Annotated in this window: 9 protein-coding genes; 6 read left to right on the top strand and 3 right to left on the bottom strand. The window is 46.6% G+C overall.

Translation table 11 applies throughout. The features are described from left to right. Positions 1 to 13 precede the first annotated feature (13 nt). Genes trkA through dxs form a run of 3 tightly spaced genes read right to left on the bottom strand, consistent with a single transcriptional unit; the run spans position 14 to position 4108 of the window. On the bottom strand, positions 14 to 1354 hold the full coding sequence (trkA, locus tag K6V21_RS11080) for a Trk system potassium transporter TrkA (RefSeq protein WP_217715160.1): 1341 nt from the start codon (positions 1352 to 1354) through the stop codon (positions 14 to 16). Beyond that, positions 1351 to 2202: a Bro-N domain-containing protein gene (locus tag K6V21_RS11085; RefSeq protein ID WP_224321791.1), complete on the bottom strand. Its 852-nt coding sequence runs from the start codon at positions 2200 to 2202 to the stop codon at positions 1351 to 1353. Before K6V21_RS11085 ends, trkA begins: the two co-directional genes overlap by 4 nt. A 4-nt stretch (positions 2203 to 2206) precedes the next feature. Further along, positions 2207 to 4108 (bottom strand): 1-deoxy-D-xylulose-5-phosphate synthase, encoded by a 1902-nt coding sequence (gene dxs / locus K6V21_RS11090; protein ID WP_217715156.1) that lies wholly within the window; start codon positions 4106 to 4108, stop codon positions 2207 to 2209. Between the two features lie 811 nt (positions 4109 to 4919). On the opposite strand from dxs, the gene K6V21_RS11095 reads away from it, so the two are divergent. The 6 genes from K6V21_RS11095 (at position 4920) to K6V21_RS11120 (ending at position 13793) form a co-directional block, all read left to right on the top strand. Next, positions 4920 to 5642: a S24 family peptidase gene (locus tag K6V21_RS11095; protein ID WP_224321792.1), complete on the top strand. Its 723-nt coding sequence runs from the start codon at positions 4920 to 4922 to the stop codon at positions 5640 to 5642. 4 nt (positions 5643 to 5646) lie between these two features. Beyond that, positions 5647 to 6636 (top strand): GSCFA domain-containing protein, encoded by a 990-nt coding sequence (locus K6V21_RS11100; RefSeq protein ID WP_217715151.1) that lies wholly within the window; start codon positions 5647 to 5649, stop codon positions 6634 to 6636. Continuing rightward, positions 6612 to 9113, top strand: a complete 2502-nt coding sequence (locus K6V21_RS11105; RefSeq protein WP_224321793.1) for a bifunctional UDP-N-acetylmuramoyl-tripeptide:D-alanyl-D-alanine ligase/alanine racemase — start codon at positions 6612 to 6614, stop codon at positions 9111 to 9113. The genes K6V21_RS11100 and K6V21_RS11105 overlap by 25 nt, the downstream gene beginning before the upstream one ends. A 133-nt stretch (positions 9114 to 9246) precedes the next feature. Continuing rightward, complete coding sequence (locus tag K6V21_RS11110; protein WP_007212470.1) at positions 9247 to 9465, top strand: twin-arginine translocase TatA/TatE family subunit; 219 nt, start codon at positions 9247 to 9249, stop codon at positions 9463 to 9465. A 114-nt stretch (positions 9466 to 9579) separates the two neighbouring features. Continuing rightward, positions 9580 to 10401: a twin-arginine translocase subunit TatC gene (gene tatC / locus K6V21_RS11115; RefSeq protein WP_224321794.1), complete on the top strand. Its 822-nt coding sequence runs from the start codon at positions 9580 to 9582 to the stop codon at positions 10399 to 10401. Next, complete coding sequence (locus K6V21_RS11120; protein WP_224321795.1) at positions 10401 to 13793, top strand: DEAD/DEAH box helicase; 3393 nt, start codon at positions 10401 to 10403, stop codon at positions 13791 to 13793. The genes tatC and K6V21_RS11120 overlap by 1 nt, the downstream gene beginning before the upstream one ends. The last annotated feature ends 353 nt before the right edge of the window (positions 13794 to 14146 follow it).

The raw sequence follows: 14146 nt of genomic DNA on the forward strand, positions 1-14146 counted from the left end.
TTTAGTTCTTCATTTAATTAAAGTATTTCTCAATCTTTTTAATCATCATGTTCAGGCAGAATACCACAACATGATCGCCCGGCAGAATTTGTGTATTACCTGTCACTACTACACCTTCACCTTGACGAATCAAGCCTCCGATAGTGGTTCCCTTCGGCAGCCCGAGATCTTTTACCTGGTGTTTGGTAATTTTAGAGTCGGCTTTCACGGTGAACTCTGCAACATCGGCATTGGCAAAGGTCAGGCATTTTACGTTGCTGACGTCAGCATCCAGCATCATCTGATAGATGTGGCTGGCGGTAATCATTTTCTTATTGATAACCGTACCGATATCAAGGCTCTCCGCCATACCTATATAATCTATGTTTTCTACTTCCGCCACCGTCTTGCTGACGCCCATACGTTTGGCGGCAAGGCAGGAAAGAATGTTTGTTTCCGAGTTTTCCGTCAAGGCTACGAAGGCTTCCGTATTCTTCAGACCTTCTTCAATGAGCAGGTCCATATCGCGTCCGTCTCCGTTGATAATCATGATTTTATCGTCAAGAAGTTCCGTCAGGCGGTTGCAACGGTTCAAGTCGTTGTCTATGATCTTCACCTGCATATAGTCGGGTACATATTGGGCGGTTCGCACGGCAATGCGACTTCCACCCATGATCATTACGTTGCGTACATCGGCATAATCTTCCTTGCCGGCTATCTTACGTATATAAGGTACATACTTGCGGGTAGTGGTGAAGTAAACGATGTCATGCAGTTTGATTACATCGTCACCGCGCGGAATCAGTGTTTCGTTGCAACGTTTGATGGCTACCACGTGATAGGGTTTGTCTGTTTCGGCAAGTTGGTGCAGAGGAATATCCAGTATTTCCGCTTTTTCACGCATCTTGGTACCGATAAGTATCAGCGATCCGCCACAGAATTCCCACCATTGGCGCACCCAACTCATACGTATGGAAGATACGATTTCTTTAGCGGCAAGCATTTCAGGGTAAATCAATGAGTCAACACCCAGTTTCTTGAAAAATTCCTTGTTCTTAGGCAGGAGATACTCGTAATTGTCAATACGGGCAACGGTCTTTTTGGCACCGAGGTTGGTGGCCAGCATACATGCGGTCATGTTACGGCTCTCATCGGGAGTGACGGCTATAAACAGGTCAGCATCTCTAGCCCCCACTTCTTTCAATCCCTGAATGGAAGTAGGCGATGCCGTGACCGTCATTAAATCGAAGTTGGAACTAAGCGTGCTCAACCTCTCTTCATTGTCGTCCATCAATATGATGTCCTGCTTCTCGCGCGACAACAATTTTGCCAAGTGTGTGCCTACTGCGCCGGCACCGGCAATAATAATTTTCATTGCTCTTTATTACTCTTATTGTTTTGTTGTTCCAATCCCAGAACAGTCTTAGCGTTCAGAGGAGAGATGACAGCCTGTCCAGTCTCTTCTTCCAGTCTTATTCGGGCTTCACGGGCGATGCTTCCACCACGGCGGGCAATATCTTTATGTTCATCAAAATTCTCCGGGTTACTGACTTCAGAGATTTCTTTGGTTGAAAGTTCTGCCAACATGTTTAATACTAATTCCTTATTAGTCATGTTATCTCGTAGGTTCTCTTTCTTCAGTCCCTTGAAGCGTTTGTACTCTTTGGTGGTTTTATCAGCCCAGGTCTGATAAAGGATATCTGTCAATGTAGCAAACTGCGTGCCTTCCTCCAGTCCACAACGTTTCCACTCGTCGGTTAGTTCTTTGTGTATCTCGATACTTTTCAATCGCTGGTTTATCCAGCTATCAGAATACCCCAAGGTTTTGTACTCCATCATGGAACGCTTGATAGTCAGTTCTGGATCTTGCATTTCGTCCAGACGTTCTTTGGCTATCTGAGCCATCCAGAGCTTAAACGGTTCGGCTTTGGGAGAAGGTATGGATTGGATGAGGCGGAATAATTGTTCGGTAGTAGCTACGTCCGTCAGGCGCATCTTTCCATCGGTTGACAACATTTTTAACTGGTGACAATTTGTCACCGTTTGATTTCCTTCTTCTTTTAATCGCTGTTTAAGCTTGTTCCAGTACTTCCTACCGTCTACACTTTCGGTAAGAACACTTACTACATCCACTACTGAAAAGTACCACTCCTCCGTCTCGTCATCCCAAACCGTGCGTACTTTCTTTTCTTCAAAAACCTTGATGGCTTCTTTCTTTGTCATAATATTATATTTGTTCTATCGTATTCATTATTCCTTCCTCATCCATGCCACACAGATGATACAACTCCTGTATCGTGCCATGTTCTACGAATTTGTCCGGTACTCCTATGCGGTGCACGTGCGGTGTATATTCGTTGTCCGACATAAATTCCAGGATGGCAGTCCCCATGCCGCCTTTCCGTATGCCGTCTTCAATGGTGATGATGCGGGAAAATGAGCGTCCTATTTCGTGGAGCATCTCCTCGTCCAGTGGTTTGAGGAAACGCAGGTCGTAATGTGCTATTGAGATGTTTTTTTCTTTTTCCGCCCGTTCGATGGCCTTTGCGGCAATGTTCCCTATCGGGCCGAGGGTAACGACTGCCATATCTTTACCGTCCTTCAGCTTGCGTCCTTTGCCAACCGGGATTTCTTCCAACGGGCATTTCCAGTCCTTCAGCACACCGCGCCCACGGGGGTAGCGGATAACGAACGGACCTTTGTCCGGCAGCTGTGCCGTGTACATGAGGTGGCGCAGTTCGTGCTCGTTCATGGGCGAGGAAATCGTCAGGTTGGGGATGGGGCGGAAGTAGGCCAGGTCGAACACGCCGTGGTGGGTCGGTCCGTCTTCTCCTACCAGCCCGGCACGATCCAGGCAGAGCACGACGGGAAGTTTGAGTATGGCGATGTCATGAATGACATTGTCGTAAGCACGTTGCATGAATGACGAATAGATGTTGCAGAAAGGTTGCATCCCTTCTTTGGCCATACCACCTGAGAAAGTGGCTGCATGTCCTTCGGCAATGCCTACGTCAAAAGCACGGTCGGGCATTGCCTGCATCAGCATATTCATGGAGCATCCTGTAGGCATGGCGGGAGTGACGCCGACGATGCGTGGATTCTTTTCGGCAAGTTCCACCAAGGTTTCGCCGAAAACGTCCTGATACAGCGGTGGCAGGTTGTGTGTATCCGCTGTAAAGCGTTCACCCGTTTCGGGATCGAACTTTCCCGGTGCGTGCCAGATGCCCGGAGCTTTTTCGGCAGGTTCGAAGCCTTTCCCTTTAATGGTGTGCAGGTGCAGGATTTTCGGTCCCTTCATATCTTTGATGTCCCGCAGGATACGTGCGATGTTCTTCACATCGTGTCCGTTGATGGGGCCGAAATAGCGGATATTCATTCCTTCGAAGATATTCTGTTGTTGGGCAGCTATCGATTTCAGGCTATTTCCAAAGCGGATAAGTGCTTTACGGCGATCTTCGTTGAGGATGCCCACTTTGAACAGCATCTTGGATACTCTGAAGCGGAGCTGGTTGTATCGGTTTGAGGTGGTCAGGTTGAAGAGATATTGCTTCATGCCGCCTACACTGCGGTCTATGGCCATCTCGTTATCGTTCAGAATGATAAGCAGGTTGTTGGAGCTTGCTGAGGCATTGTTCAATCCTTCGAATGCCAGTCCGCCGCTCATGCTGCCATCGCCAATTACGGCAACCACATGGCGGTCTTTTTCTCCTTTTTCTTCTGCCGCTACCGCCATGCCGAGAGCCGCCGAAATGGAGTTCGAAGCGTGTCCGCAAGTGAAAGTGTCATAATCGCTTTCATCGGGAGAGGGGAAAGGGCGGATACCTTTGAATTTCCGGTTTGTGGAGAATGTTTCCCGACGTCCGGTCAGTATCTTATGGCCATACGCCTGATGGCCTACGTCCCACACGATGCGGTCGTAAGGAGTATTGAACACGTAATGCAGGGCGACGGTCAGTTCTACCGTCCCCAAACTGGCTGCAAAGTGTCCCGGGTTGCACGAAACTTCTTTAATAATGTCCTGCCGCAATTCTTTGCAAATTTCCGGAAGCTGATCAACGCTCAGTTTACGCAGATCTTCGGGATCAGAAATAGAATTTAGCAAGTTATATGTTGTTGGTTCTGTCTTCATCTCTGTTCTGAGGATTACAAATTGCAAAATTAGTAAAAGAAAACGGAAGGTATTCCCTTTTTATAGAAAAAAATATTAATCCAACCTTTGCTCCGTACGTTCTTCACTTGGATGTACCTTTGTACGGAGAAACACTGGAGTCTGTACGGAGATAAGTAAGGTCCGGATACGGTACATGTAGAGTGAAGGCAACCTACTTTTTCATAATTCTTATCAGGGCAACTGCAACAACAGTCTCATAACCGCTCAGAAAGGAATTATTTCACCACAGAGGACACAGAGAGCACAGAGGTTATAATTATCTCTGAATTAGAAGTCTAAAAACTCTGCGTTCTCTGTGTCCTCTGTGGTGAAAAGATTCATAACCGAAAAGAAAGGAGGCAAAGGATAATTGAGATTTTAGACACGGATTCATAACTTATCCGCAATGCAAAGTTATCGTCTATAGCTTCTAAAATCATCGTCCTTGCAACAAAGACTTAGAATGAAGGCTTCGTTTCTATAAATATAATCTCCGTTTTTATAAATGAAGCTTTCGTTTTTAGAAACGAAGCTTTCATTTCAAGTATTCATAGTAAGAAAGGAAAGTCTTATCAAGGGAGGGCGTTAGTTTTGATAGCATCCGTATCTAAAATAGAATCATATCGGAAAAGATTCATACCCTGTCAAATACGAATCAGAATTTTGATGCGGTTGCCCTGAACTTTTATGCTTTTGTTTGCTTGTTTAGAAACAAATTGATTAGTTTTGTTGCATCAAACAAAATTGGGTTTTCGTATAGAAAACAAATAGCTTTAGGACTTGAATGAAAATGGAAAAAGAAAAAAATCTTTTATTTAGTGTAGCAGACATTGTGAAGCGTTCCAAACGCATACTGAGTTTCAAAACTGATGCTGAATTGGCAGCTTATTTTGGTGTATCGCGCTCTACACTTAGTAACTGGATTGCACGAAACAGCATTGACTTTCCGTTGTTGCTGAGCAAGATGAAAGATGTGGATTATACCTGGTTGATATTAGGTAAGGGAACTCCTGGAACTCAACCAAAGAGTAGTAATAGTGAACAGGCGGCGGGTGACGTTGGAGTAATACACAATCCCAAAACGCCGGATGCGATGAAAGACCGCAGTGTAGCGTTGTACGACATTACTGCCGCCGCTAATCTGCGTACATTGCTTGCCAATAAGCACCAGTTTGTGGTGGGAAGAATACAAATACCCAGTATTCCCGTATGCGACGGTGCCCTTTATATTAGTGGGGACAGTATGTATCCCATCCTGAAATCGGGAGATATTGTAGGTTTCAAGGAAATGAACAGCTTCAGCAATGTCATTTATGGTGAAATGTATCTAGTTTCATTCGATATTGATGGCGATGAGTATCTGGCAGTGAAGTATGTGAACCGTTCGGAGCAGGAGGGTTGCATTAAACTTGTGAGTTATAACCCGCACCATGAACCGATGGATGTTCCCTTTACTTCCATTCAGGCAATGGCTATCGTGAAATTCTCTATCCGGAAGAATCTGATGATGTAAACGTATGAACTTTTCTACCCCTGTTGAATTACCTTCCGATCTGCCCCGTTTTACTCAGGCGGACGAACTTCTGTTGATGGGTTCCTGCTTTGCCACCAACATCGGGGCGCTGCTTGCGGATGCCAGATTTCGTCTGGATGTCAATCCTTTCGGGGTTCTTTATAACCCTTTGTCCGTTTCGGCTGCCTTGCGCGAGCTGGTAACGGGCAGGCTGTATAAAGAAGAAGACCTGTTCTTCTTCCGTGAGTGCTGGCATAGCCCGATGCATCATGGTGATTTTTCTTCTCCCTCGGCAGAAGAAGTGTTGCAGCGCATCAATGCCCGTCTGCAAACGGCGCACGAACGTATCCACCACTTGAACTGCCTGATGTTGACTTTTGGTACAGCGTGGGTGTACGAACAGAAATCCACGGGACATGTGGTTGCTAATTGCCATAAACAACCGGAGTCTGTCTTTACCCGTCGCCGGCTCAGCGTGCAGGAGATTGTATCGGATTACACCTCTCTCTTTTCCGGTCTGATTGCCCGGAATCCAAAGTTGAAAGTGATTCTTACGGTCAGCCCCATCCGTCATGTACGCGACGGAATGCATGCTAACCAATTGAGTAAAGCTACACTTTTGCTTGCCATCGATCAGTTACAGGCTTCATTTCCTGAACATGTCTTTTATTTTCCGGCTTATGAACTCTTACTCGACGAGCTTCGTGACTATCGTTTTTATGCTGACGACATGGTGCATCCATCCCCCCTGGCGGTGCGTCATGTATGGGAGAAGTTTGTGCAGACCTGCCTCTCTGAGGACGCGTTAGAGATTATGCAGGAAAGTGAAAATATCAATAAAGCGCTATCCCATAAGCCCTTCCATCCGGAGTCAGACGAGTATAAGCGTTTTTTAGGACAAATTGTGTTAAAAATAGACCGACTTAACAAAAAATACCCGTACTTAGATTTCAAAAAAGAGAAAGATATATGCCGTATACGATTGAAACAATAGCCGAACGCATCAGTGCACGACGTGTGGGGGACACGCCGGCAACTATAGATTGGTTACTTACCGATAGCCGTTCCTTGAGTTTCCCCGAAGAAACCTTGTTTTTTGCCTTAACTACCAAGCGCAATGATGGCGCACGCTATATACCTGACTTGTATTCACGCGGTGTTCGCAATTTTGTGGTCAGCAAAGAAGCCTATAAATGGGTGGAAAGCGGACAACTGGCAATGAGTAATTCGGATATGTTGGCTGTCAATTTCCTGGTGGTCGCCAATCCGTTGAAAGCTTTGCAGAAGTTGGCGGAACAACATCGCGAACAGTTTCAGATACCGGTTATCGGCATAACAGGCAGTAACGGAAAGACGATTGTAAAGGAATGGCTGCATCAATTGCTCAGCCCTGAGCGGGCGATTGTCCGTTCGCCGCGCAGCTATAATTCACAGATCGGTGTACCTTTGTCCGTCTGGCAGATGAACGGGCAGTCCGAACTCGCTATTTTCGAAGCTGGAATTTCGGAGATGGGAGAGATGCGTGCCTTGCAGAATATTATCAAACCTACCATCGGCATACTGACCAACATCGGCGGAGCTCATCAGGAGAACTTCTTCTCTCTGCAAGAGAAGACCATGGAAAAACTGTCGCTCTTCAAGAACTGCGATGTGGTGATCTATAATGGCGATGATGAGTTTATCAATAATTGTGTGGCGAAGTCTATGCTCAGTGCCCGCGAAATCGCGTGGAGCCGGAAAGATATGGAGCGTCCCCTGTTTATAAGTAAGGTGGAGAAAAAGGAGGATTGTACCGTGATCTCTTATCGTTATCTGGAGATGGACAACACCTTTATATTGCCTTTCATTGACGATGCTTCTATCGAGAACTCGCTGAACTGTCTGGCTGCCTGTCTTTATCTGATGCTTCCTGCCGGGAAGATTACGGAACGTATGGCGGCACTGGAACCGGTAGCTATGCGCCTGGAAGTGAAGGAAGGCAAAAACGGTTGCCTGCTGATAAATGATAGTTATAACAGTGATCTTGCTTCACTGGACATTGCACTCGATTTCCTTTACCGTCGTTCGCAGAGTAACGGACTGAAGCGGACTCTCATCCTCTCGGATATACTGGAAACCGGACAGAATGCGCCGACACTTTACCGGAAAGTATCGCAGTTTGTCGGTAGCCGTGGTATTGAGCGTATCATCGGAGTGGGTAGTGAGATCTCTTCGTGTGCCGCACGCTTTGACATCGAGAAGGCTTTCTATCCTAATACAGAGGCCCTGTTGCGTGCCATTTCCCGTGGAGAACTGCGGTTGGAGAATGAAATTATATTGATAAAAGGTGCCCGTCAGTTCGGCTTTGACGCCTTGACGGAAGAATTGGAGAAAAAGGTACACGAAACCATTCTTGAGGTGAATCTTGGAGCCATGATAGCCAATCTGAACTATTATCGCAGTAAATTGCGTCCGGATACGAAGATGGTGTGTATGGTGAAAGCATCAGCCTATGGGGCCGGTTCGTATGAGATTGCCAAGACCTTGCAGGAACATCATGTTGATTTCCTGGCTGTGGCTGTGGCTGATGAAGGTTCCGAACTCCGCAAAGCGGGTATCACGGCAAGCATCATTATCATGAACCCGGAGATGACCGCGTTCAAGACCATGTTCGACTATAAGCTGGAGCCGGAAGTGTATAGCTTCCACCTGCTGGATGCACTGATTAAAGAGGCGGAGAAGGAAGGAATCACTAACTTCCCGATTCATATAAAACTGGATACGGGTATGCATCGCCTGGGCTTTGCTGCCGAAGATATGCCGCGGCTGATTGAACGGCTGAAGGGACAGAATGCAGTGATTGCCCGTTCGGTATTCTCGCACTTTGTGGGTAGTGATGCGGCACAGTTCGATGCGTTTACACGTGGACAGATTGAAACGTTTGAGGCGGCATCCATGCAGTTGCAGGAAGCATTTCCGCATAAGATACTCCGGCATATCTGCAATTCGGCCGGTATCGAGCGTTTCCCGGGTGCACAGTTCGATATGGTACGCTTGGGTATCGGTTTGTATGGCATCAGTCCTATTGATAACAGCATTATCAATAATGTGAGTACATTGAAAACCACCATTCTGCAAATACGTGATGTACCCCAGGAAGACACGGTAGGCTATAGCCGCAAGGGACACCTGACGCGCAATTCACGGATTGCCGCATTGCCTATCGGATATGCCGACGGATTGAACCGTCATCTGGGCAACGGGCACGCCTATTGCCTGGTGAATGGCCAGCGTGCGCCCTATGTGGGTAACATCTGTATGGACGTTTGCATGATTGATGTTACGGACATTGACTGCAAGGAAGGGGATACTGTGGAGATTTTTGGTGATCATCTGCCTATTACGGTACTTTCCGACATTCTTGAAACCATTCCTTACGAAGTGCTGACAAGTGTTTCTACGCGGGTGAAAAGAATCTATTATCAGGATTAACCGTCTGTTCGTGAGTTGTATATGCTTCCCGATTATTCGGCTTGACGCAGAAAGTTTTCGTTTTAATCTGTGTAAATCTGTGTAATCTGTGGTGAAACTATTATATTTGCAACAAATTTAAAAGACTACGGATATGACAAATTTACTTTTATTAGGCTTTCTGCCCAGCGGTTCCGAATGGGTTATCATCGCCCTGTTAATACTGTTGTTGTTTGGTGGCAAGAAAATCCCCGAACTGATGAAAGGACTCGGTAAAGGTGTGAAGAGCTTCAAAGATGGTGTGAATGAAGCAAAAGAAGAAATAAACAAGGCAAAGGATGATATAGAAGAGCCGGCTTCAAAAAATAAATAAGCTACAAGCTACATAAGCTACGAGCTACAAGCTACACAAGCTACAAGTGGCTGCGCAATCATGCCGCATGGTACTCGTAGCTTGTAGCTCGTAACTTGTAGCTAACTTACTACTATGGCAGATAAGGAATTAACCTTTTGGGATCATTTGGACGAACTGCGCCGTGTATTGTTTCGGGTACTCGGTGTATGGTTTGTATTGGCTGTCGGTTATTTTATTGCGATGCCGTGGCTGTTTGACAATGTAGTGTTAGCTCCCTGCCACAATGACTTTGTCTTCTACGACGTGCTGCGCTATGTGGGAAAGGTCTTCGACCTCCATGATGATTTCTTCACACAGGATTTCCACGTTAAACTAATCAATATTAATCTGGCTGCCCCGTTCTTTATTCACATGTCCACTGCATTCTGGATGTCGGTGGTGACGGCTACGCCTTATATCTTTTTCGAAATCTGGCGGTTTATCAGTCCTGCGCTCTATGCTAACGAGCGGCGTGGCGTGAAGAAAGCCCTGTGCATTGGTACGGTGATGTTCTTCCTCGGTGTACTTCTGGGCTATTTTATGGTCTATCCGCTGACGCTACGTTTCCTTTCCACCTATCAACTGAGCGCGGCTATTGAGAACCAGATTTCTTTGAATTCCTACATAGATAACTTCATGATGCTGGTGCTCTGCATGGGGCTGGCTTTCGAATTGCCGTTAGTGACGTGGCTGCTTTCGCTCTTGGGACTGGTACATAAATCTTTTCTGCGCAAATACCGCCGTCATGCCCTGGTGCTTATCGTGATTATTTCAGCTATCATTACGCCGACTGGCGACCCCTTCACCCTGACTGTGGTTTCCGTCCCGCTTTATCTGCTCTATGAGTTGAGTATCCTGATGATTAAGGATAAAAAGACCGACGTGGACGAGACTGATGAAGAGAAGGAGGAATAATGAAAGAAGAAGCACGGGAATACTATCATTTCTTGCTCACTGTCTGCCGGGATGAAGATATTCCGCTGGTAACAGCTTATCGTCAGCTTCGTGAATTCCTGGAACGCCTTTGCCGTACGCAGATGCCGGACGGTAGCCTGCAAATGACGGACCTTTCCGCTCGCGTCAGTTTTGTGGCCTCAAAAGTGGGGCTCTCCGTAGTGGAACAAAACCGCCTGCACACCTTCCGACTGACTTCCAATGCCGTACTGAATCGGCAATCCGAACCTTCACGTGAGAATCTGTTGCGTGACATCAAGACATTGACCTTCTTTGTGAAACGGTTGACGGGTGAGGATATCCCTGCTGAACTATATCATCTGCTTCCCCGTGCGGATGCCACTTATATTGTTGCTCCGCCCGCAAAAGAACGGATACGCCGGATGCGTGTCTGCTTCCAGTATGCTGACGACACTTTTCTATATGTATTGCCGGTAGACACCGTTGCCGATGAACCGCTGAGGGTACGCTACAATGTATCTCAGGTGAATGAGGAATTTGCCGAGACCTGCAAACTGCTGTGGCGTCATGCGCAGGTTAATCTGCTGGATGTAGCTGTAGATGAGGCTGGTATACTGACGCCTTCCTTTATTATACTGGAACCGGACTATCTGCTGGATATCAGCTCGTTGGCAGAGTGCTTTAAAGATTACGGGCATCATCCGGCCAATTACTTGCTGGCACGCCTGCAATCTCCTGACAATACACGTCCACTGTTGCTTGGAAACATTGCCAATCTTTTTCTGGATGAGTGGATCTATGCCAAGGAGGAACCGGACTATCTGGCCTGTATGAAGAAAGCGTTCCGTACCTATTCTATTGATTTGGCCGCTTGTGCCGATTTGTTGGATAAAGAAAAAGAAAAGGAATTCTTCGCTGATTGTAAACGGCATTTCGACCATATCCGGCAAACGGTGACGGAGACTTTCCGTGCTCCCGGTTATGAACTGGATAAGACGGATGCCGTACTGGAACCTACTTATATCTGTGAAGCCCTGGGATTACAAGGCCGCCTGGACTATATGCAGCGCGACATGTCTTCCTTCATAGAAATGAAGTCGGGCAAAGCTGACGAGTATTCTATCCGGGGCAAGGTGGAGCCGAAGGAGAATAACAAGGTACAGATGCTGTTGTATCAGGCGGTATTGGAATACTCCATGGGGATGGACCACCGCAAAGTAAAAGCTTATCTGCTCTATACCCGCTATCCGTTGTTATATCCAGCTCGTCCGTCGTGGGCGATGGTGCGCCGTGTAATGGATGTGCGCAACCGGATTGTGGCGAATGAATACGGTATGCAATTACGTAATAGTCCGCACTATACGGCGGAGCGATTGAAGGATATTCATCCGGATACACTGAATGAGCGCCACCTGAACAATACATTGTGGAAACGCTATCTTTACCCTGCCATTGATGCCGTGACGCAACGCCTTCGGACGCTTACACCGTTGGAACAATGCTATTTCTATACACTCTATAATTTTATTACGAAGGAACTGTACACTTCAAAATCGGGAGATATTGATTATGAAGGGCGTACAGGTGCTGCCGCCTTGTGGCTTTCTACGCTTGAAGAAAAGTGTGAAGCGGGAGAGATATTATACGATCTGACGATCACAGAGAATCATGCGGCGGATCTGCATAAGGCATACCTTGTGTTGGCACGGGCCAACCAGCGGTCAGCGCAGACATTGCCGAATTTCCGTGAAGGTGACTCTATCGTTCTCTATCAACGTAATAATGATACGGACAACGTAACCAATAAAATGGTATTCAAAGGAAATATTGAGCGAATCACTGACCGGGATATCCGTATCCGCCTTCGTGCTTCGCAACAAAATACTTCCGTGCTTCCTCCCGACAGTCGTTATGCCATCGAGCATGATTATATGGATACTTCTTTTCGCAGCATGTATCTGGGACTTTCTGCCTTTCTTTCTGCCAATAAGGATCGCCGGGACCTGTTGCTATCTCAGCGACAGCCGGAGTTTGATGTTTCTTTCGATCCTCGCATTGCAATTGCTCCGGATGATTTCTCCCGTATCACCCTGAAAGCCCAGGCTGCTAAAGATTATTTTCTCTTGGTAGGTCCTCCGGGCACCGGAAAGACTTCCCGTGCTCTACGCGGTATGGTGGAAGCTTTCTATCATGAAGGAAAGCAGATATTATTGCTCTCGTACACCAATCGTGCAGTGGATGAAATCTGTAAAACCCTCTCTGCCATTGCGCCTGAGATTGATTTCATCCGTATAGGGAGTGAACTTTCCTGCGATATACCTTTCCGTTCCCATCTGATAGAGAATGTGCTGGAATCCTGCTCTTCACGTCGTGAGGTGCATGCCTGCATAGAGCGTTGCCGTGTTTTTGTGGGCACTGTCTCCACATTCTCCTCCAAAACGGAATTGTTCCGTCTGAAAACTTTCGATGTGGCTATTGTGGATGAGGCTACTCAGATATTGGAACCACAACTGCTGGGGCTTCTTTGTGCGCGTAATGTGGCGGGTGGAAATGCTATTGGTAAGTTTATCCTCATTGGTGATCATAAACAATTACCTGCCGTTGTGCTTCAATCCGAATCCCAATCTGAAGTCTGTGAGGACTGCCTGCACAGCATCGGTTTGCATAATTTGAAAGATTCCCTTTTTGAACGCCTCTACCGGAATTCTGCCGATACCACTCATCATTTACCACTCATCGCTAACCGCTCCTACGACATGCTTTGTCGTCAGGGACGTATGAATGTGGAAGTGGCTCGTTTTCCTAATCATGCCTTTTATGGCGGACTACTGGAACCTGTCGGTTTGCAACACCAGCAAGGGGAACTGACACTTGCTCCGGGGTTGGAAAATGATGAATTTGCAGATATACTGGTGCGTCGTGTGGTTTTTCTTGCCTCAGTGCCGGAGGTTGCTTCGCAATCGGCAAAGATTAATCATTCCGAAGCGCAGCTCGTAGCCAGACTGGCAGCTGCTATCTATCGGCAGTATGACGGTAGTTCCGGTTTTCATCCTGCCTTGACTTTGGGGATTATCACTCCCTATCGTAGTCAGATAGCTCTTATTAAAAGTGAAATAGCTGCTTTGGGCATTCCGTGTTTAAACGATATCCTGGTAGATACCGTAGAACGCTTCCAGGGGAGTGAGCGCGATGTGATTATTTATTCCTTCTGTGTGAACCGTACTTATCAGTTGAAATTCCTTGCCAATCTTACGGAAGAGGGTGGGGTGTGGATTGACCGGAAACTGAACGTGGCTCTCACCCGTGCCCGTAAGCAATTGTTTATGACAGGTGTACCCCATCTGCTACGGCAAAATCCTATCTATGCGGACTTGTTGGATAGTATTTTCTAAAACAGAAAGAATTGTAGCTTTCAGGAGGAGACCTGTTTTTCCCCTATTGGCAATATATATTTTCCCAATAGGGTAGTAATTCCTAATTCGAGTGGCATTTAGCAAATCTTAAACGTTCCTCTTTTCTTTATATCTTTTATTAGTATTTCTGAATGTAATAAACCCTTATCTTTGCCGAACGTTTTTTTCATAGAGATTTAGATTTAAGGTTAGAAGAATTGTGGAAGTCGTGAGACTTCCCTTTTTTTCATCTTAAAGTTTTGCGCTCCTGTATCTCTCTTGAGACCGCTTGTAGGTGTAATATGCTAAAGTCACCGAGGTCTTGGGTTTTCACAGGAGAGTGCAGAAGAGAG

The sequence above is a fragment of the Bacteroides cellulosilyticus genome (genome assembly GCF_020091405.1).
In the GTDB taxonomy this organism is placed as follows: Bacteria; Bacteroidota; Bacteroidia; order Bacteroidales; family Bacteroidaceae; genus Bacteroides.